This window comes from Polaromonas sp. YR568, assembly GCF_943369415.1.
Lineage (GTDB): Bacteria > Pseudomonadota > Gammaproteobacteria > Burkholderiales > Burkholderiaceae_C > Polaromonas.
In genome coordinates this window covers 1-20,782 of sequence record NZ_CALRNF020000010.1, presented here as the reverse complement: position 1 = coordinate 20,782, position 20,782 = coordinate 1, and the positions used below count along the sequence as shown (strand labels likewise).

Genomic DNA, 20,782 nt, shown 5'->3' with positions numbered 1-20,782 from the left:
GTGGGGCATGCCAAGTCAGCAGCCTCCACTGTAAATTGATCAACTCATCATGAAAAGCTATATATATTTGCCCTGAGAGACAAATTAATCGATGATTCAAAGGTGATCACAGAACTGCGCACCTTTATCGCCGTGACCCGCCACGGCACCTTTGCCGCCGCGGGCGAACGCCTGGGCCTGACCCAATCCGCCGTCAGCAGCCAGATCAAGCGGCTCGAGGAATCACTGGGCTTTGCCCTGTTTGACCGCACCCGGCGCGCCGCGACCCTCAATGAGGCCGGCGCCACCACGCTGGCGCGCGCCGAAGAGCTACTGACCCTGTTCGGCAAGCTCGGCGACCTGCCCGACCAGGCCAGCGACGGCGGCCTGCTGCGCATAGGCGCCATCGCCTCGGTGCAGTCCTCGCTGCTGCCGCGCGCGCTGGTGCCGCTGCGGCAGAAATACCCCACGCTGCGCCTGAGCCTGGTGCCGGGGGTGTCCATGCACCTGATGGACCAGCTCGACGCCGGGGAACTCGACATGGCGATCACGATACGGCCGCCCTTCGGCCTGCTGCCCGAGCTGGACTGGCAGACGCTGGTGCATGAGCCCTTTGTGCTGCTGGTACCCGCAGCGCTCAAGGGCTCGGACTGGCGCGCGCTGCTGCAGGCGCAGCCCTTTCTGCGTTATGAACGGACGTCTTTCGGTGGGCGCCTGGTCGAGCGCTTTTTGCGCGACATGCAGCTCAGCGTGAATGAATCCATGGAGCTCGATGAAATCCAGGGCCTGGTTCAACTCGTGGCCAACGGCCTGGGCGTGGCCCTGGTGCCCATGGTCCAGGCGCCCGATCCGCTGCCCGCGAATGTGCGTGCCGTTTCACTGGGCGAGCACACGTTTTACCGCGAGATCGGCATCCTCCAGCGCAGCGCGAAAGCCGGCCGGCCCGTCGTCGCGCAACTCGCGCACTGCCTGCGCGACGCCGCGCAAAACGCAAGCAAGGCGTCAGGCGTCTGACCTTGGGGCCAGCCTCCGCGCGTTTGTAAGGAACACGCGCACACGGCGACTAAACGGCGGGCGTGACATGGGCTTGCACCGCCGTACCGCGCCGCAAACCCTATATAGGGCGGGAAATGGCAGAACGCCTCTTGTACCCAAAGCGATTCAGTCCTACAAACGCTCTTCCGGAACGGCTTTTAAATCTAAGCTCATAACTTCATAACCAAACAACCGTAGCCAAGGCGAATCTTGAACCTCCCCCTCAACATCTCGGCCCTCTCGCTCCCGCTGCCCACCGCCTCGCCGCAATTCATCGACCTCTACCGCCCAGGCACCGACGCCCAGGCGGGCCAGGCCACGGCGCAGGAACTGGCAGACGGCTTGACGGCCCCGGCGGCCAGCGTGTCGCCCAAATTTTTCTACAACGAGCTGGGCTCCAAACTCTTCGAAGCCATCACCGGCCTGGACGAGTACTACCCCACGCGCACCGAGGCCGGCATCTTCGAGGCCGCGCATGCGGACATCGCGGACACGCTGGCGGCGGCGGGCATCACCCGGCCCTGCCTGATCGACCTGGGCGCGGGCAACTGTGCGAAGGCCATGACGCTGATTCCTCACCTGCAGCCGCGCCAGTACGTGCCGGTCGACATCTCCGTCGAGTTTTTGCGCGACGCGGCCGAACAGGTGCAAAACAGTTTCCCGGCGCTGGACATCGTCGGCGTGGGCATGGATTTTTCAGCGGGGCTGGCCCTGCCGGACGAAGTGCAGGCCTATGAGCGCGTTTTTTTCTACCCCGGCTCCAGCCTGGGCAACTTCCATCCGGCGCAGGCCCTGCAGTTCCTCAAGCACATCGCCGACCCGGCGCAGGGCAAGGCGCGCGGCTTGCTGATGGGCATTGACCTGGTGAAAGACACGGCGCGCCTGGAAGCCGCCTATGACGACGCGCTGGGTGTGACGGGTGCCTTCAACAAGAATCTGCTGCTCAACGTCAATGACTTGCTGGGATCGGACTTCGACGTGCGGCAGTGGCGGCATGTGGCGTTGTTCAATGTTGCCGAGTCGCGCATCGAAATGCACCTGGAAGCCATGCAAGAACTCACCGTGCGCTGGCCCGGCCATGCGCGAAACTTCATGGCCGGCGAGCGCATCCACACCGAGTGTTCCTACAAGTACACGGTGGACGGCATGACAGCGCTGCTGCGGCAGGCCGGCTTCAAACACATCGAATACTGGACCGACCCGGACAGCTGGTTCGCGGTGTTCTGGGCTGCCGTGTAAAAACGATTCGCGCAAAGAAAAAGGCCGGTCTCCCTCGGGAACCCGGCCTTGATTTTTTGAGGCGGGAGCGCGTCAGGCGCGTTCGTTGACCCAGCCCTGCACCGACTTCAGCGCGTCACCCAGTTTGGACGCGTCGGTGCCGCCGGCCATGGCCATGTCGGCCTTGCCGCCGCCCTTGCCGCCCACCTGCTGGGCCACAAAGTTCACCAGCTCGCCGGCCTTCACTTTGCCGACGCTGTCGGCCGTCACGCCCGCGGCGATCTGCACCTTGTCGCCGTCGACCGCTGCCAGCACAATGACGGCTGTCTTGAGCTTGTCCTTGAGCTTGTCCATGGTGTCGCGCAGCGTCTTGGCGTCGGCGCCCTCGAGCCTGGCGGCCAGCACCTTGAGGCCCTTGACGTCCACCGCCTGCGTGAGCAGCTCATCGCCTTGCGAAGACGCCAGCTTGCCTTTGAGCGCGGCGATTTCTTTTTCGAGCGCCTTGACCTGGTCCAGCACCTGGCTGATGCGGCCCTGCAGCTCCGACGGGCTGGCCTTCAGCGAGCCGGCAGCGGCTTGCACCGTGGATTCGAGCGACTGCAGATAGGCCAGCGCGTTTTCGCCGGTCACGGCTTCCACACGCCGCACGCCGGCAGCCACACCGCTTTCGGCGACGATCTTGAAGAGGCCGATGTCGCCGGTGCGCGCCACGTGGGTGCCGCCGCAGAGTTCCTTGCTGGACCCGATGGTCAGCACGCGCACGCTGTCGCCGTATTTCTCGCCGAACAGCATCATGGCGCCGGTCTTTTGCGCAGCTTCCATGTCCATCACGCTGGCATCCGTCGCCACGTTGGAGAGGATCTCGGCATTGACGCGCGCCTCGATCTCGCGGATCTGCGCGTCGGTGACGGGCGCGTTGTGCGCGAAGTCAAAACGCGTGCGCTCGGCATTCACCAGGCTGCCCTTTTGCTGCACGTGCTCGCCCAGCACTTCGCGCAGCGCCTTGTGCATCAAATGCGTGGCGCTGTGGTTGCGCACGGTGGCGGCGCGTACGGCCGTGTTGACCTGTGCCGTCACCGCATCGCCGACTTTCAGCGTGCCGCTTTCCTGCGTGCCGTGGTGGCCGAACACGTCGGCCTTGATCTTGAGCGTGTCGTCCACCGCAAAGCTGCTGCCGGCCGCGGTGATGCGGCCCTGGTCGCCGACCTGGCCGCCGCTTTCGGCGTAGAAGGGCGTGGTGTTCAGCACCACCACACCGCTTTGCCCGGCGTTGAGGGCCTGCACGGCCACGCCGTCGGCGTAGAGCGCCACCACTTTCGCGGACTCTTCGAGCAGCTCGTAGCCGGTGAAGGTGTTGCCGCCGCCGGTGTACTCCAGCGCGCGGTCCATCTTGAACTTGCCGGCCGCGCGGGCCTGGTTCTTTTGCCTGTCCATGGCGGCGTTAAAGCCGGCTTCGTCAACTTCCACGCCGCGCTCGCGGCAGACGTCGGCCGAGAGGTCCAGTGGGAAGCCGTAGGTGTCGTGCAGCTTGAAGGCCACGTCGCCGGGCAGCACCTTGGCGCCGCCGGCCAGCGCCGTGTCCAGGATGGTCATGCCGATTTCCAGCGTTTCAAAGAAGCGCTCTTCCTCGGCTTTGAGTACGGCGGTGATGCGGGCTTCGTCGGTCCTGAGCTTGGGATAGGCGTCGCCCATCAGCCCCGCCAGGTCGTGCACCAGCCTGTGGAAAAACGGCGTCTTCTTGCCCAGCTTGTAGCCGTGGCGGATCGCGCGGCGGATGATGCGGCGCTGCACGTAGCCGCGGCCTTCGTTGGACGGGTTGACGCCGTCGGCCACCAGGAACGCGGTAGCTCGGATGTGGTCGGCAATCACGCGCAGCGACTTGTTGCCCAGGTCCTTCTCGCCGGTTTCGCGGCTGGCGGCCTTGATCAGCGCATCAAAGATGTCGATCTCGTAATTGCTGTGCACGTGCTGCAGGATGGCGGCCAGGCGCTCCAGGCCCATGCCGGTGTCCACGCAGGGCGCGGGCAATTGGGTGACGCTGCCGTCGGCCGCCATGTCGAACTGCATGAACACGTTGTTCCAGATCTCGATGAAGCGGTCGCCGTCTTCATCGGGGCTGCCGGGCGGGCCGCCGGGAATGTGGTCGCCGTGGTCGTAGAAGATTTCCGAGCAGGGGCCGCAGGGCCCGGTGTCGGCCATCATCCAGAAGTTGTCGGACTTGTAGCGGCCGCCCTTGTTGTCGCCGATGCGGATCACGCGCTCGGGCGGGAGACCAATCTCCTTGGTCCAGATGTCGTAGGCCTCGTCGTCCTCTTCATACACCGTGGCCAGCAGGCGGTCGGCCGGCAGCTTGTAGACCTCGGTCAGCAGCTCCCAGGCCCACTTGAGCGACTCGCGCTTGAAGTAGTCGCCGAAGCTCCAGTTGCCCAGCATCTCGAAGAAGGTGTGGTGGCGCGCGGTGTAGCCCACGTTCTCCAGGTCGTTGTGCTTGCCGCCGGCGCGCAGGCAGGCCTGGACGGACGCGGCGCGCACATAAGGGCGCTTGTCGGTGCCGAGGAACACGTCCTTGAACTGCACCATGCCGGAGTTGGTGAACATCAGCGTCGGGTCGTTGCCCGGCACCAGCGAACTGGACGGCACCACGGTGTGCCCCTTGGACGCGAAGAAGTCGAGGAAGGTCTTGCGGATGTCGGCGACGGTGAAAGTGGGCTGGCTCATCTTGGAATTTGTGGTCTGGCAAGGTGGCCGGCCGCCGGCGACCTCAAGGTCGTACCCACTGCGTCGAACCCACCTAAGCGCTTGATTTACTTGAACATTTGATTATAGGCGCGGGCCTCCCGCGCCGCCCCGCCTCCCGGGGAAGCCCTCGTCCCTCCTACATGCGGCTTCCCGGGCGCAAAAAAGCCGGCATGCAAGATGCCCGGCATCCCGCAAAAAATCACTTTGATATCTCCTTAATATATTTATACTTGCCTAACCTTCAACCCTTTTTTCCATTTTTTTCTCCAGGAGCACGCCCTTGAACACCCCCCGCTGGCAAGGTATTTTTCCCGCCGTCACCACCAAGTTCCACGCCGACGAAAGCATTGATGCCGAAGGCACCGCGCGCCACATCGACTTCCAGATCCGCAACGGCATCCACGGCCTGGTGACCTGCGGCTCGCTGGGCGAGGCCAGCACGCTGTCGCTGGAAGAAAAGCTCCAGGTCGCCAAGATCGCGCTGGACGCCAGCAAGGGCCGCGTGCCGGTGCTGGCCAACGTGTCGGAAACCAGCACGCGCGAGGCGCTGCGCTACATCGCCGGCGCCAACCAGCTGGGCGTGGACGGCTACATGGTCATGCCATCGGTGATTTACGTGGCCGACGCGCGCGAAGCCATGCTCAATGTGCGCACCATGGCCGAAGCCGCACGCAAGCCCATCATGATTTACAACAACCCGGTCGCCTACCGGGTGGACCTGAAGCCCCAGCACATGGCCGAGCTGGCCGACTGCGAATGGCTGGCCGCCATCAAGGAAAGCAGCGACGACATCCGCCGCATCACCGACCTGCGCAACACGGTGGGTGATCGTTACCAGCTCTTCCTCGGCGTGGACGACCTGGCCTACGAAGGCCTGGCCCTGGGCTGCGACGGCCTGCTGGCCGGCGTGGGCTGCGCCTTCCCGCGCGAAACCGTGGCGCTTTACGACCTGATGAAGGCCGGCCAATTCGCCGAAGCACTCAAGCTCTACCAGTGGATGACGCCCATGCTGCACCTGGACGTGTCGACCAAGCTGGTGCAAAACCTCAAGCTCATCGACGCGCTGGTCGGCGTGGGCACCGAGCACATGCGCCGCCCGCGCCTGCCGCTGATAGGCGACGAGCGCGCGTTCATCGAAGCCATCGTCAAAAAAGCCCTGGCCACGCGGCCGGCACAGTACCAATCCGTTCCCTGATCGCTCCAGGCGCCGCCGGGATGCAGCCATGAACGCCGACGTGATCGTCATAGGCGCCGGCATTGTCGGCGCGGCCTGCGCGCACGAACTCGCGCGCGCGGGCCTGGGCGTGCTGGTGCTGGACGCCGGCCTGGGCGGCGCCACCGCCGCCGGCATGGGCCACCTGGTGGTGATGGACGACAACCCGGCCGAGCTCACGCTGAGCCATGAATCACTCAAACTCTGGCACGGCTGGGCGCCGCGCCTGAATGCCGCTTGCGCCTTCAGCCCCTGCGGCACGCTGTGGCTGGCTGCCAATGAAGCAGAGATGGCCGAAGCCGACAACAAGCGGCAACGCCTGGAGGCCCACGGCATCGCCTGCGAACTGCTGGGCCCCGCCGCGCTGGCCGCGGCAGAGCCGGCGCTGCGCGGCGGCCTGGCCGGCGCGCTCAAGGTCAACGGCGACAGCGTGGTCTATGCGCCCAGCGCCGCGCGCTGGCTGCTCGCGCAGGCACCGCACGCCATCGCCTTTGAGCAGGCCGAAGCCGTCGCCATCGAAGGCTCGCGCGTGCGCCTGGCCGACGGCAGCTTTCGCAGCGCCGCCGCCGTCGTGCTGGCCGCGGGCATACACGCCACCCGCCTCTGCCCCGGCCTGCCCCTGCGCCCCAAGAAAGGCCACCTCGCGATCACCGACCGCTACCCCGGCACGGTGCACCACCAATTGGTGGAGCTCGGCTACATCAACAGCGCGCACCACAGCGAGGGCGACTCGGTCGCCTTCAACGTGCAGCCGCGCCCGACAGGGCAATTGCTCATAGGTTCTTCCCGCCAGTTCGACAGCACCGACCCAGCCGTGGAAGCGCCCATGCTCGCGCGCATGCTGGGCCGCGCGCTGGACTACCTGCCGGCGCTGGCCGGCCTCAACACGGTACGGACCTGGACGGGCTTTCGCGCCGCCACGCCCGACAGCCTGCCCATCATCGGCCGCCATCCCGGGCAACCCGGCCTGTGGCTGGCCGTCGGCCACGAAGGCCTGGGCGTGACCACGGCGCCGGCCACCGCCCGCCTGCTGGCGGCGCAAATCACCGGCGCGGCGCTGCCCTTTGATGGCGAGCCCTACGGCATGCAACGCTTTCCGGGAGTTCAGGTATGAAAGCAAAACCCAGCGTCGAATTCCTGCTCGACGGCCGGCCGCTGCGCGTGCCGGCCGGCACCAGCGTGGCCGCCGCGCTGGCCTTCCGCCCGCCGGGGCATTCACGCCTGTCCGTCGGCGGCGAGGCGCGCTCACCCTTTTGCGGCATGGGCATCTGCCACGAATGCCGCCTCACCATAGACGGCCAGCGCCGCCTGGCCTGCCAGACACTGTGCAGCGAGGGCCTGCGCGTGGAAACCGGCCTTCAACCATGAACATGCCATCGGCTTCCCGCGAACTGCTCATCGTCGGCGCCGGCCCGGCCGGCATGGCGGCCGCCCTGGCCGCCGCGCCCAGCGGCGCCCGCATCACCTTGCTCGACGACAACCCCGCCCCGGGCGGGCAGATCTGGCGTGACGGCCCCGGTGCCCACCTGCCGCCGCAGGCGCTGCGCATGCGCGAGGCGCTCGCGCGCTGCGCCAACGTGCGCGTGCTATGCGGCACACGCGTGGTCAGCCTGGCCGGCGCCGGCGCGCTGCTGCTCGAAGACGCCACACACGGCTGGGTGCAGCGTTATGACAAATTGATCCTGTGCACAGGCGCGCGCGAACTGCTGCTGCCCTTCCCGGGCTGGACGCTGCCCGGCGTCACCGGCGCCGGCGGGCTGCAGGCGCTCATCAAGGCCGGCATGCCGGTCGCGGGCGAACGCATCGTCATCGCCGGCAGCGGGCCGCTGTTGCTGGTGGCCGCCGCCACGGCGCGCCAGGCCGGCGCCAAGGTGCTGCGCATCGCCGAGCAGGCGGGCTTCACAGCGGTGGCGGGCTTCGCTGCGCAACTGCCGCGCTGGCCCGGCAAGGCCACGCAGGCGCTGGGCCTGGCCAGCACACGCTACCGCACCGGCACACACATCGTCTGTGTGCAGGGCGCGGGCCGCGTCGAATCGGTGCGGCTGCAACACGCCGGCCGCGAGACCGACATCGCCTGCGACCGCGTGGCCTGCGGCTTCGGCCTGGTGCCCAACACCGAGCTCGGCCGGTTGCTGGGCTGCGCGCTGACAGCGGCAGACGGCAACCCGCAGGCGCTGGCCGTCAACGCCCTGCAGGAAACCAGCATGGCCGGCGTTTATGCGGCCGGCGAATGCACCGGCATAGGCGGCAGCGAGCGCGCGCTTGCACAAGGCCGCATCGCCGGCTTCGCGGCCGTCAATGACAAGGCCGCCGCGCAGCGCCACAACGCGGATCGCGCGCACTGGCATGCCTTCGCGGCCGAACTGCAAAAGCGCTTCACCCTGGCACCCTCGCTCAAAACCCTGGCCCGCGCCGACACCCTGGTCTGCCGCTGCGAAGACGTGCCGCGGGCCGCGCTCTCCGGCTGCAGCGGCTGGACCGAAGCCAAACTGCACACCCGCTGCGGCATGGGCGCCTGCCAGGGGCGCGTGTGCGGCGCTGCGGCGCAATTCCTCTTCGGCTGGACGCCGCCCGCGCCGCGCCCGCCGCTGTCGCCCGCGCGCATCGCCACGCTGGCGTGCGCCGGGGATGCGGCAGCCACGCCGGAACCCGGCGCATGACGTCCATCGCCGCCACGCGTGGTAGGCTTCATGCGGGCCCTGAGCCTGCGCGAACAACGCCGAGACCCTGAACAACAACCATGTCCACGACCGCACTCCGAACGCCACCGAAACGCCGGGCCGCCGACGTCGCCTACGACGCGATTGAAGCCATGATCGCCACCCTGCAGCTGGAGCCCGGCGCGCCCGTGGTCGAGGCCGACCTGGTCGAACGCACCCGGATGGGCCGCACACCCCTTCGCGAAGCCCTGCTGCGCATGGTCTCCATAGGCCTGATCGTGCAACAGCCGCGCCGCGGCCTGCGGGTCTCCAACATCGACCTGGCCGAGCACCTGGACGTGATCCTGACGCGGCGCGTGCTCGAGGGCGTGATCGCCGCCGGCTCGGCGCGCCGCGCCACGGCGGCCCAGCGCAAGGCCATCGTGGACCGAGCCAACAAGATGATCAAGGCCGCCGAACGCGGCAACCTGGCGGCCTACATGGCCGCCGACCACGAGCTGGACATCGTCAACCACGAAGCCTGCCGCAACAGCTCGGCCGTCAAGAGCGTGGTGCCGCTGATCGTGCAGTGTCGGCGCTTCTGGTACGCCTACCAGCACGAAGGCGAGATCACCGAGGCCGCGCGCTTTCACATGGCACTGGCCCAGGGCATCGCCACCGGCGACGAGGCCGCCGCGGTGCGCGGCGCCAACCAGCTGATGGATTATCTTGAGGGCTTTGCCCGGCGCGTCATCGAGATCTGAGACCGGGTGCGGCGGCCCCGCGCTTGCCGGGCGGCCTACTGGGCGGCCTGCTGGCCCAGGTCGATGCGCCGCGACAAAAACCGCCACAGGCGTTCATCGTCGCTGAAAGCCACATTGAAACGCAGCCAGCCCGTGGGATGGGGCTCGAGCAGAAACAGTTGCCCCGGACCGAGCATGATGCCCTCGGCCGTCGCCTCCTGCGACAGCACGGCGCTGTCGGCGAGGTCGGGGTGCCGGGCCCACAGGTACATGCCGGCGCCCGGCTCATGAAAGAGTTCGAAGCCCAGGCCGGCCAGGCTTTTTTCCGTCTTGCGGTGCGCCAGGGCCAGGCGCTCCCGAAGCGACTTGAGGTGCTTGCGCCAGCGGCCGTCGGTGACCACCCCGAAGGTGAGCCGCTCGGCGATGTCCGAAGAGGTGAGCCCCGAAATCATCTTGAGCTGGGCCAATGACCCGATCAGGTCGCGCCCGGCCAGCAGGTAGCCCACGCGCAGGTTGGGCGAGATGGTTTTGGAATAGCTGCCGATATAGACCACGTTGCGCAACTGGTCCAGGCTGGCCAGCGTGGGCCGCGAGGCCGGGTCCATGTCGGCGTAGATGTCGTTTTCCACCAGCGTGAAGCCGTGCGTCTCGGCCAGTTGCAGCAGGCGGTGGAGGTGGGCTGCGGAAGCAATCGAGCAGGTCGGGCTCTGCAGCCGGGGTTGCGTAAAAAACACCTTGGGCTTGTGGGTGGCCAGCAGCGCCTCAAGGGCCGCGAGGTCGTAACCCGTGGGCGTTCGCGGCACGCCTACCAGGTTGGCGCCCAGAAAGCGCAGCATGAACATCAGGTTAGGGTAACCGGGGCTGTCGACCAGCACCGTATCGCCTGGCTTGACCAGCTGGCGGGCCACCAGGTCAAGCGCCTGGCTGGAGCCGTGCGTCATCAGCACCTGGTCCACCTCCACCGCGATCTGGTTTTCGGCCAGGGCCTCGGCAATGATCATGCGCAAGGCCATGTGCCCATAGGGAAGGCCGTAGCCGTCGAGTGAAGAGCCGTCGGCCGACAGGTGCCGCATGCTGCGGCGAAGCGCATCGCCGAACAGGAAATCGTGCGGCAGCCAGCCGCAGCCGGGCTTCATGGGCAGGTTGCGGTTCTCGAAAATCTGCTTGAGGTACCAGCGCGCGTCAAACCTGGGCTGCTCGGGCTGCGCATACGGAATGCCCGATGCACCCTCATCGCCCCTGCGCTTGACGAAAAAACCGGCGTTGGCCCGGGACACCAGCCAGCCCTGGGCGACGAGGCGGTCGTAGGCCTCGACCACGGTGAAGACGCTGACCCCGTGCGCGGCCGCGAAACTGCGGATGGAGGGCAGCTTGACCCCCGGTTTCAGGGCTTGCCCGGCAATCATTCCGCGCAAGCCGTCGACGATCTGGCTCACAAGCGGGGTCTGGAGTTCCGGACGAAGCGTGAGCATCAAAAAGCCAAAAAAGCCAGATTGTGCATTGCAAACCTCATGCACCGGGTTGGGGAATCCATGTACAGCATTCTAGACCCGCACAGTGTGTTGAAAAGACAGCGGCGCTGTACATGGACGCGCCTTGCACCGGCTCCTACAGTCCGTCCATCCCCTCACCGAATCCTTTTTGAACCCCACCATGCAAGCCAACCAACCGACCACCAACGCAGCCCTGATGGCGCGCCGCAACGCAGCCGTGACACGCGGCGTGGGCCAGGCGCACGAGATTTTTGTCCAGCGCGCGCTCGACGCCGAGCTGTGGGACGTCGAAGGCCGGCGCTACATCGACTTCGCCGGCGGCATTGCCGTGCTCAACACCGGCCACCTGCATCCCGCCGTCATCGCCGCCGTCAAGGCGCAGCTGGACCTTTACACGCACACCTGTTTCCAGGTGATCGCCTATGAGCCCTATGTCGAACTGGCGGAAAAACTCAACGCCCTGGCGCCCGGCGGTTTCGCCAAAAAAACCCTGTTGCTGACCACAGGCGCCGAAGCGGTTGAAAACGCCGTCAAGGTGGCCCGCGCCTACACCCGGCGCCCGGGCATCATCGCCTTCACCGGCGGCTACCACGGCCGGACCAACATGACGCTGGGCATGACCGGCAAGGTGGCCCCGTACAAGCTGGGTTTCGGGCCGTTTCCCGGCGAGGTCTTCCATGCCGAGTATCCCAACGCGCTGCACGGCGTGAGCGTGGAGAAGGCGCTGCACTCGGTGGAACTGATCCTGAAAAACGACATTGAGGCCGAACGCGTGGCCGCCTTCATCATCGAGCCGGTGCAGGGCGAAGGCGGGTTTTACATCGCGCCGCCGGAGTTCGTCAGCGGCCTGAAGGCCCTGGCCGACCGCCACGGCATCCTGCTGATCGCCGACGAAGTGCAGACGGGCGCCGGCCGCACCGGCACCTGGTTCGCCAGCGAACAGTGGCCGGTGGCGCCGGACCTGATCGCCACCGCCAAATCCATGGCCGGCGGCTTTCCCCTCTCCGGCCTGGTCGGCCGCGCCGACGTCATGGACGCACCCGGCCCCGGCGGGCTGGGCGGCACCTATGCGGGCAGCCCCATAGGCTGCGCGGCGGCACTGGCCGTGCTGCAGGTCTTCGAGGACGAAAAACTCCTGGACCGCAGCCGGGCCCTGGGCGACCACCTGCTCAAGGGCCTGCGCGCCATGGCCGCGACGGAGAAATCCATCGCCGACGTGCGCGGCCTGGGCGCCATGGTGGCCATCGAACTGTGTGAAAACGGCGACCCCGCCCGCCCCGATGCGGACCTGACCAAGCGCGTGGTCGCGGAAGCCGCGAAGCGCGGCCTGATCCTGCTTTCGTGCGGCACCTACGGCAATGTGCTGCGGATTCTGGTCCCCCTCACGGCGCCCGACGCCCTGCTGGACGAAGGCCTGAAGATCCTCGCCGACAGCTTCGCCGCATTGCGCTGATGCCTGCCGCACCAGCCCCGGGAAAGACGATGAGCGACACCGATTTTCTTGTGCGCTTTGCCGGCGTGCAAAAAACCTATGACGGCAGGCAGCTGGTGGTGCAGCAGCTTGACCTGGGCATACGCCGCGGCGAATTCCTGAGCCTGCTGGGGCCGTCCGGTTCCGGCAAAACCACCACGCTGATGATGCTGGCCGGCTTCGAGTCCCCGACCGCCGGCGAGATTTTCCTGGACGGCGCGCGCATCACCGGGGTGCCGCCCCACAAGCGCAACTTCGGCATGGTGTTCCAGAACTACGCCCTGTTCCCGCACCTCACCGTGGGGCAGAACGTGGCCTACCCGCTGACGGTGCGCAAGGTGCCGCGCCCGGACCAGGACCGCCGCGTGCAGCGCGCCCTGGACATGGTCAGGCTCACCGGCATGTCGGACCGGCTGCCCGCGCAGCTCTCGGGCGGCCAGCAGCAGCGGGTCGCACTGGCCCGGGCGCTGGTGTTTGAACCCCAGCTGGTGCTGATGGACGAACCGCTGGGCGCGCTCGACAAGCAGCTGCGCGAGCACATGCAGATCGAGCTCAAGGAACTGCACCGCCAGCTGGGCGTCACCTTTGTCTACGTCACGCACGACCAGGGCGAGGCCCTGACCATGAGCGACCGCGTGGCGGTCTTCAACGACGGCGCGATCCAGCAGCTCGCGCCGGTGGAGGACCTCTATGAGGCGCCGGCCAACCGTTTTGTCGCCGGCTTTGTCGGCGACAGCACCTTGCTCAAGGGGACTTTTTCCGCCGGGCGGTCCGCCATCGAATTGCCCGACGGCCGCGTGCTGCACGGTGTCGACGTCAACCAGGCGGGCGCGGGCGCGCAGGTGCAGGCCTATGTGCGCCCGGAGCGCATCGTGCTGCACCGCGAGGCGCCCGCCGCGGCCGTCAATGTGCTGGCCGCCCGCGTGGCGCGCGTGATCTATTTCGGCGACCACCTGCGCCTGCTCTGCGAGCTCGGCCCGGACCAGGCGCAGGCCTCGGTCAAGCTGCCGCTCACGCTGCTCAACGGCCTGGCGCCGCCGCAGCCGGGCGCCGCCGTCCACCTTGAATTTCCGGCCGCCTTCACGCGGATCTACGCGGCCTGACTGCCCGCGCACTTTCAACTTTTGATTTTTAATTTTTTCTTTCACTTTCGCCCTTTTATCAACCACCGAGGAAACAGCACCATGAAGAAAAACATCATCGCTCTCACGGCAGCCGCTTGCCTGGCCCTGCCCGCCCTGGCGCAGCAGCAGATCACCGTTGTCAACTTCGGCGGCGCCAACGCCAACGCGCAGAAGAAGGCCTACTACGAGCCCTATGAAAAAGCCGGCACCAAGGTTGTCGCCGTCGAATACAACGGCGAGCAGGCCAAGATCAAGGCCATGGTGGAGACCAAAAAGGTCACCTGGGACGTGGTCGAGGTCGAAGCGCCCGACGTCCAGCGCGGTTGCGACGAGGGCCTGTTCGAGAAGATTGATTTCAGCAAGATAGGCGCCAAGGCCGACTTCCTGCCGGCCGCCGTGACCGATTGCGGTGTCGGCGTCTTTGTCTGGTCCACCGTGATGGCCTGGAATGCCGACAAGGTCAAAACCGCGCCCGTCAGCTGGGCCGATTTCTGGGACGTGAAAAAGATCCCCGGCAAGCGCGGCATGCGCAAGGGCGCCCGCTACAACCTGGAGTTCGCCCTGCTGGCCGACGGCGTCAAGCCGGCCGAGGTCTACAAGGTCCTGGCCACCAAAGACGGCGCCGACCGCGCATTCCGCAAACTGACGGAACTCAAGCCCAACATCCAGTGGTGGGAAGCCGGCGCCCAGCCCGCACAGTTTCTGGTGGCCGGCGACGTCGCGCTCAGCACCGTCTACAACGGCCGCATCGACGCGGCCAACCGCGAAGGCCGCAACCTGAAGATCTACTGGCCCGGCGGCATTTACGACCTGGACTACTGGGTGATCCCCAAGGGCGCGCCCAACAAGGACGCCTCGATGAAGTTCATCGCCTTCGCCAGCCAGCCGGCCACGCAGGCCGTGTACGCGCAGAACATCGCCTACGGCCCGGTCAACACCAAGGCCCTGGCCAAACTCGACAAAAAGGTGCTGGACGACCTGCCCACCTCGCCGGCCAATGCCAAAGAGTCCATCCAGATGAACGTGGGCTTCTGGGCCGACCAGGGCGAAGCGCTTGAAAAACGCTTTGCCGCCTGGGCCACGCAGTAAGCGCAGGCCGCCAGGAGCAGCCCCATGAGCAGCCCCACCAGCCCGCCCGCTCTTCACGCCGGCGACTCGCGCGCCTTGCGCCGCGCCCTGTCGCGCGCGGATGCCCGCCGGCAATGGCGCGCCTTTGCGCTGACGGTGCCGTTGCTGGTGTTTCTGCTGCTGACCCTGCTGGTTCCCATCGCGGCCCTGCTGCAGCGCGCGGTTGAAAACCCCGAGGTGGTGGCCGCGCTTCCGCGGACGGTGCAAAGCCTCAAGGGCTGGAATCCGGAAACATCGCCGTCGCCGGCCAGCTATGCGGCGCTGGTGGAGGACCTGGGCCACCTGTCCGACAGTGCGGACGCCGGCGCGCTGGCGCGGCGGCTCAACTCCGAGGTGGCCGGGGCGCGCTCGCTGGTCATGGGGGCTTACCGCGCGCTGCCCATCAACGGTTCCGCGCAGGAGATACAGGCCAGGCTGATCCAGCTGGACCCGCGCTGGGCCGAGACGCCCTTCTGGCAGGCGATCGCCAAAAACAGCTCGCGCTGGACGCCGGACTACCTGCTGGCCTCGGTGGACCTGCGGCGTGACGGCCGGGGCCAGGTGGAGCGCATGCCCGAGGACCAGCGCGCTTTCGGCCCCATCCTGCTGCGCACTTTTTCCATCAGCTTCGTTGTCACGCTGTTCTGCCTGCTGCTGGCCTACCCGCTGGCCTGGTGGCTGGCGTCCCTGCCCGCGCGCAAGGCCAACCTGCTGATGATCCTGGTGCTGGTGCCTTTCTGGACATCCATCCTGGTGCGCGTGGCGGCGTGGATCGTGCTGCTGCAGTCCGAGGGCCTGGTGAACCGCGGCCTGATGGCCGCGGGCCTGACCGACAGCCCCCTGCCCCTGCTGTTCAACCGCGCCGGCGTGATCATCGCCATGGTGCACATCCTGCTGCCCTTCATGATCCTGCCGCTCTACAGCGTGATGAAAAACGTGCCGGGCAGCTACATCCGCGCCGCGGTGTCGCTGGGCAGCCCGCCGCTGTCGGCCTTCTTTCGCGTCTACGTTCCGCAGACCTACCCCGGCATCAGCGCCGGCGCGCTGCTGGTCTTCATCCTCTCCATCGGCTACTACGTGACGCCGGCCCTGCTGGGCGGCGCGGACGACCAGATGCTGAGCTACTACATCGCCCGCTACACCAACGTGGAAGTCAACTGGGGCATGGCCTGCGCGCTGGGGGCGGTGCTTCTCACGGCCACCATGGTTCTCTACGGCGTCTACCGCCGCATCGGCAATGCCGAGCTCAACCTCGGCTGATTCATTGCACAGGCACCGCACAGGCATAAGCACACCATGTTCAACATCAAAGGGCCCGCCTTCCCGCGCTACGCCACACTCGCCGACAAGGCCGGCTGGTGGCTGCTGCGCGCCGCCTGCGTCGCCACGCTCGCCTTCCTGCTGGCGCCCATACTGGTCATGGTGCCGCTGTCCTTTTCCGACAGCTCTTTTTTGAGCTACCCGATCCCGGGTTGGTCCCTGAAGTGGTACCGCAACCTGCTGGACTCGCCGGAATGGGCGCGCGCCGCCAAAAACAGCTTCATCGTGGCGCCGGCCGCAACGCTGATCGCCACCGCGCTCGGCACGCTGGCCGCGGTGGGCCTGTCCAGGGCCAGCTTCCGCTTCAAGGGCTTGCTCATGGCCATCCTGATCGCGCCCATGGTGGTTCCCATCGTGGTGGTGGGCGTGGCCACCTACCTCTACTTCGCCCCGCTGGGGCTGGCCGACAGCTACACCGGGCTCATCGCCGTGCACGCCGCGCTCGGAACCCCTTTTGTCCTGACCACGGTGCTGGCCACGCTCGCGGGCTTCAACCACAACCTGGTGCGCGCCTCCCTGAGCCTGGGCGAGACGCCGCTGCGGACATTTTTCCGGGTCACGCTGCCGGTCATCGCGCCGGGCGTCATCTCCGGCGCGCTGTTTGCGTTCGCCACGTCCTTCGACGAAGTGGTGGTGACGCTGTTTCTGGCCGGCGCCGAACAGGCGACGCTGCCGCGGCAGATGTTCACCGGCATCCGGGAAAACATCTCGCCCACCATCGCGGCCGTGGCGACCTTGCTGATCCTGTTCACCACCGCACTGCTTGTGCTGCTGGAATGGCTGCGCGGGCGCCGGGGCTGAACCGGGGCCCGGCCCGCCCGGGCATCCCCTCTCGCGGCTAAACCCTTTCGCGGGCCCGCATACAGGCCCGCCGCCCGTCCCTCCAGCCGAAAGCTGTCAAAATCAGCCGACGGTTTCGCCCCCACCCGCATCAAGGACCCTCGCTCATGGACATGAAGACTTCCCCCCTTTCCCTGCTCAAAGACCCCAGCCTGCTCAAGACCGACGCGCTGATCAACGGCCAGTGGGTCGCCGGCAAGGCGCGCTTTGACGTGAACGACCCTTCGAACGGCCGCAAGCTCGCCGACGTCGCCAACCTGGGCCCGCAGGACGCCGAAGCCGCCATTGCGGCCGCCAACGCCGCCTGGCCCGCCTGGCGCAGCAAGACCGGCAAGGAACGCCACGCCATCCTGCTCAAGTGGTTCCAGCTGCTCATGGCCAACCAGGAAGACCTGGCCCGCATCATGACGGCCGAGCAGGGCAAGCCCTTTGCCGAAGCCAAGGGCGAGATCGCCTACGGCGCGAGTTTTGTCGAGTGGTTCGCCGAGGAAGCCAAACGCGTCAACGGCGAAACCCTGCCGCAGTTCGACAACAGCCGCCGCCTGATGGTCATCAAGCAGCCGATCGGCGTGTGCGCCGCCATCACGCCCTGGAACTTCCCGCTGGCCATGATCACCCGCAAGGTCGCGCCGGCCCTGGCCGCCGGTTGCCCGGTCGTCATCAAGCCGGCCGAGCTCACGCCGCTGACGGCCCTGGCCGCCGCCGAGCTGGCCGTGCGCGCCGGCATCCCGGCCGGCGTGCTCAATCTGCTGACCGCCGACGGCGCCAACAGCATCGCCGTGGGCAAGGTCTTCTGCGCCAGCGACGTGGTGCGCCACATCAGCTTCACCGGCTCCACCGAAGTCGGCCGCATCCTGATGGCGCAAAGCGCCCCCACCGTCAAGAAGCTCTCGCTGGAACTGGGCGGCAACGCGCCCTTCATCGTGTTCGACGATGCCGACGTGGACTCGGCCGTCGAAGGCGCCATGGCCAGCAAATACCGCAACGCCGGCCAGACCTGCGTCTGCGCCAACCGCATCTATGTGCAGGACGGCGTGTACGACCAGTTCGTCGAAAAATTCGCCGCCAAGGTCAAGCTGCTCAAAGTCGGCAACGGCTTTGAAGACGGCGTGGCCCAGGGCCCGCTGATCGAGGACGCCGCCGTCGAGAAGGTGCAGCGCCACGTGGCCGACGCGGTCGCCAAGGGCGGCAAGCTGCTGGCCGGCGGCCACAAGCTTGAAGGCCAGTTCTTCGAGCCCACGGTGATCTCCGAAGCCACGGCCGACATGCTGTGCGCCAAAGAGGAAACCTTCGGCCCCTTCGCGCCGGTGTTCCGCTTCCACAAGGACCAGGAAGCGATTGACGCGGCCAACAACACCGAGTTCGGCCTGGCCAGTTATTTCTACAGCCGCGACATAGGCCGCATCTACCGCGTGGCCGAGGCGCTGGAGTACGGCATGGTGGGCATCAACGTGGGCGTGATCGCCACCGAGCACGTGCCCTTCGGCGGCGTCAAGCAGTCCGGCCTGGGCCGCGAAGGCTCGCGCCACGGCATGGAGGAATACCTCGAGATGAAGTACCTGTGCCTGGGCGACATCCAGCGCTAAGACCCTTACTCAACCGCACACCACACCGCCACACCCGACATGCGCCTTTTGCTCGTGGAAGACGAAGCCGAGATGGCGGCCTGGCTGCTGCGCGCCTTCAAGCAAAGCGGCTTTGTGACCGACCACGCACCCGACGCCGCCACGGCCGAATCGCTGCTGGCCGGCAACGACTACGACGCCGTGGTGCTGGACCTGCGCCTGCCCGACAAACACGGACTGGCCATCCTGGCCGACCTGCGCAAGGCCGGCAACCGCACGCCCGTGCTGGTGCTGACGGCGCAGGGCTCGCTGCAGGACCGCGTCAAGGGCCTGAACGTGGGCGCCGACGACTTCCTGACCAAGCCCTTCGCGATTGAAGAGCTCGAAGCCCGCCTCACCGCGCTGGTGCGGCGCAGCCGCGGCCGCTCGCATGCGCCGCTGGAGTGCGGCTCGCTGTCATGCCCGCACGACAGCCGGGCCTTCACGCTGGCCGGCACGCTGCTGCAGCTCACGCCGCGTGAAAGCGCGGCCCTGTCGGTGCTGCTGGCGCGCAGCGGCACGCCGGTGGAGAAGTCGCAGCTCTCGGGCAAGGTCTTCCCGGCCGACAGCAATGCCGGCCCCGATGCGATCGAGCTGGTGCTGCACCGGCTGCGCCGCAAACTCGACGGCGGCGACGTGCGCATCGTCACCGTGCGCGGCCTGGGCTACATGCTGGAATGCATAGCACCGGAAAGCACCGCGCATGAAGATACTGCGGACTGACCCCGACCGCTTCGGCATACGCGCGCGCCTGCTCACGCTGCTGCTGCCCGGCATCCTGGGCCTGCTCGCGCTGGACAGCTGGAACGACTACAGCGCCCTGCGCAGCCAGGTGCAGGACGCCTATGACCAGGCCATGCTGGAATCGGTGCACGTGCTGCGCGGCAGCCTGTCGCTGGCGCCGGATGGCTCGCTGCGCCTGGCCACGCCGCTGGCGCTGCAGGCGGTCTCCGACCCCGCCAGCCCCTTGCAAAAATACCTGCACGTCGGCCTGAGGCCTCAAGGCGCGGCAGGCGCGAAAGAGCTGACCCTGCTGGGCGAAACCGACCTGCCCTCACCGCCGCCGCAGGCTGAGGCAGCAGCGCCCTCCTCCACCGTCTGGTACGACAGCTACTACGCGGGCCACACGGTCCGCATGGTGGCGTTGCAAAGCCAGGTGAAAGACGGGCGCGGCCAGGCCTTCGACCTGCTGGTGCAGGTCGCCGAAAGCACCGGCCCGCGCGACCGGGCACAGGCCGCCACCCTGCAGCAGGAGCTGATACGCGACACGCGCATGGTGCTGGTGATGATTTTGCTGGTCTGGCTGGGCGTGACCTGGTCGCTGCAGCCGCTGGAGCGCCTGCGCAAAACCGTGCTGGCCAACAAGGGCCGCGACCTCAAGCCGCTGGACACCAGCGACGTGCCGCATGAGGTGGCGCCGCTGGTCGACGCCGTCAACCAGCACCTGGCCAGCTACCGCGAGCTGCTCGAGCAGCAGTCGCAGTTCCTCGCCGACGCCTCGCACCAGCTGCGCACGCCGCTGGCCATCATGCTGACCCAGGCCGGCGTCGCCCTGCGCGAAAAAGACACGGCACAGCTGCACGCCACCTTGCGCGCCATGGTCACGCAGATCGCGCGAAGCCGGCGCCTGTGTGAGCAATTGCTCTCGCTGGCCCACGCGAACGAAAGCACGCCGCCGGCCAATCCCTCAGACGCGCCCGAAGTGGTGGACCTCAACAGCATCGCCCGCGACGTGGTGCTGCAGTACCTGGCGCTGGCGCATGAGAAAAACCAGGACCTGGGCTGGGTGGACGCCCGGGAAGATGCGCCCTCGCTGCCATCGGCGCAACCCGCGGTGCCCGTGCTGGCCCGCGGCCCCGAACTGCACGAGGCGCTGTCCAACCTGGTGCACAACGCCATCGTCTACACGCCGGCCGGCGGCCACATCACCGTGATGGCCGGCAGCCGGGACGGCATGGCATTTGCAGAAGTGCGCGACGACGGCCCCGGCATTGCCGCCGCGCGGCGCGCGCAAGTCTTTGAGCGCTTCCATTCAGCCGATACCGGCCATGAAAAAGGCCAGCGCGGCGCCGGGCTGGGCCTGGGCATCGCGCGCGCCTACGCCAGGCGCAACGGCGGTGATATCGAGCTGGCGGATGCCGCCGCCGGGACCGGCCTGCGCGCCATCCTGCGCCTGCCGCTGGCGCCGGACTCTCAGGGCCGTTGATGTTTTGTAGCTCGAGACAGTACCGTTCGCCCTGAGCCTGTCGAAGGGCTT

17 protein-coding genes are annotated in these 20,782 nt (G+C 67.2%); 15 read left to right on the top strand and 2 right to left on the bottom strand.

Annotation, left to right across the window (positions count from 1 at the left end; translation table 11 throughout):
- Positions 1-102: 102 nt before the first annotated feature.
- Both ACLV74_RS08605 and egtD read left to right on the top strand, forming a co-directional pair.
- On the top strand, positions 103-993 hold the full coding sequence (locus ACLV74_RS08605) for a LysR family transcriptional regulator (protein WP_411878970.1): 891 nt from the start codon (positions 103-105) through the stop codon (positions 991-993).
- Between the two features lie 231 nt (positions 994-1,224).
- Complete coding sequence (gene egtD, locus ACLV74_RS08600; protein ID WP_411878969.1) at positions 1,225-2,253, top strand: L-histidine N(alpha)-methyltransferase; 1,029 nt, start codon at positions 1,225-1,227, stop codon at positions 2,251-2,253.
- 72 nt (positions 2,254-2,325) lie between these two features.
- Here the strand turns inward: egtD and alaS are convergent, their stop codons facing one another.
- Positions 2,326-4,950 carry an alanine--tRNA ligase gene (alaS, locus tag ACLV74_RS08595; protein WP_411878968.1) on the bottom strand — a complete coding sequence of 875 codons (2,625 nt, stop codon included), beginning with the start codon at positions 4,948-4,950 and terminating at the stop codon, positions 2,326-2,328.
- A gap of 301 nt (positions 4,951-5,251) precedes the next feature.
- Between alaS and ACLV74_RS08590 the strand changes: the two genes are divergently transcribed.
- The 5 genes from ACLV74_RS08590 (at position 5,252) to ACLV74_RS08570 (ending at position 9,587) form a co-directional block, all read left to right on the top strand.
- Positions 5,252-6,166, top strand: coding sequence for a dihydrodipicolinate synthase family protein (locus ACLV74_RS08590; protein ID WP_411878967.1), 915 nt, complete (start codon positions 5,252-5,254; stop codon positions 6,164-6,166).
- Between the two features lie 28 nt (positions 6,167-6,194).
- Positions 6,195-7,298, top strand: coding sequence for an NAD(P)/FAD-dependent oxidoreductase (locus ACLV74_RS08585; protein WP_411878966.1), 1,104 nt, complete (start codon positions 6,195-6,197; stop codon positions 7,296-7,298).
- Positions 7,295-7,552, top strand: a complete 258-nt coding sequence (locus tag ACLV74_RS08580; protein ID WP_411878965.1) for a (2Fe-2S)-binding protein — start codon at positions 7,295-7,297, stop codon at positions 7,550-7,552. The genes ACLV74_RS08585 and ACLV74_RS08580 overlap by 4 nt, the downstream gene beginning before the upstream one ends.
- Positions 7,549-8,844 (top strand): FAD-dependent oxidoreductase, encoded by a 1,296-nt coding sequence (locus ACLV74_RS08575; protein WP_411878964.1) that lies wholly within the window; start codon positions 7,549-7,551, stop codon positions 8,842-8,844. The genes ACLV74_RS08580 and ACLV74_RS08575 overlap by 4 nt, the downstream gene beginning before the upstream one ends.
- Before the next feature lie 80 nt (positions 8,845-8,924).
- Entirely contained in the window at positions 8,925-9,587 is a 663-nt protein-coding gene (locus ACLV74_RS08570; RefSeq protein ID WP_411878963.1) for a GntR family transcriptional regulator, read from the top strand.
- A gap of 35 nt (positions 9,588-9,622) precedes the next feature.
- Here the strand turns inward: ACLV74_RS08570 and ACLV74_RS08565 are convergent, their stop codons facing one another.
- On the bottom strand, positions 9,623-11,038 hold the full coding sequence (locus ACLV74_RS08565) for a PLP-dependent aminotransferase family protein (RefSeq protein WP_411878962.1): 1,416 nt from the start codon (positions 11,036-11,038) through the stop codon (positions 9,623-9,625).
- A 181-nt stretch (positions 11,039-11,219) separates the two neighbouring features.
- On the opposite strand from ACLV74_RS08565, the gene gabT reads away from it, so the two are divergent.
- From gabT to ACLV74_RS08525, 8 genes are all read left to right on the top strand, one after another.
- Positions 11,220-12,512 (top strand): 4-aminobutyrate--2-oxoglutarate transaminase, encoded by a 1,293-nt coding sequence (gene gabT / locus ACLV74_RS08560; RefSeq protein WP_411878961.1) that lies wholly within the window; start codon positions 11,220-11,222, stop codon positions 12,510-12,512.
- Positions 12,513-12,541: 29 nt separating this feature from the next.
- Entirely contained in the window at positions 12,542-13,633 is a 1,092-nt protein-coding gene (locus tag ACLV74_RS08555) for an ABC transporter ATP-binding protein (protein ID WP_411878960.1), read from the top strand.
- A gap of 81 nt (positions 13,634-13,714) precedes the next feature.
- Positions 13,715-14,743: an ABC transporter substrate-binding protein gene (locus ACLV74_RS08550; protein ID WP_411878959.1), complete on the top strand. Its 1,029-nt coding sequence runs from the start codon at positions 13,715-13,717 to the stop codon at positions 14,741-14,743.
- A gap of 24 nt (positions 14,744-14,767) precedes the next feature.
- Positions 14,768-16,021 carry an ABC transporter permease gene (locus tag ACLV74_RS08545; protein ID WP_411878958.1) on the top strand — a complete coding sequence of 418 codons (1,254 nt, stop codon included), beginning with the start codon at positions 14,768-14,770 and terminating at the stop codon, positions 16,019-16,021.
- Positions 16,022-16,057: 36 nt separating this feature from the next.
- A complete protein-coding gene (locus ACLV74_RS08540; RefSeq protein WP_411878957.1) occupies positions 16,058-16,882 on the top strand; it encodes an ABC transporter permease in 825 nt (274 codons plus the stop codon).
- A gap of 146 nt (positions 16,883-17,028) precedes the next feature.
- Entirely contained in the window at positions 17,029-18,507 is a 1,479-nt protein-coding gene (locus tag ACLV74_RS08535; RefSeq protein WP_411878956.1) for an NAD-dependent succinate-semialdehyde dehydrogenase, read from the top strand.
- A gap of 39 nt (positions 18,508-18,546) precedes the next feature.
- Positions 18,547-19,248 carry a response regulator gene (locus ACLV74_RS08530; RefSeq protein ID WP_411878955.1) on the top strand — a complete coding sequence of 234 codons (702 nt, stop codon included), beginning with the start codon at positions 18,547-18,549 and terminating at the stop codon, positions 19,246-19,248.
- Entirely contained in the window at positions 19,229-20,731 is a 1,503-nt protein-coding gene (locus ACLV74_RS08525) for a sensor histidine kinase (RefSeq protein WP_411878954.1), read from the top strand. Before ACLV74_RS08530 ends, ACLV74_RS08525 begins: the two co-directional genes overlap by 20 nt.
- The last annotated feature ends 51 nt before the right edge of the window (positions 20,732-20,782 follow it).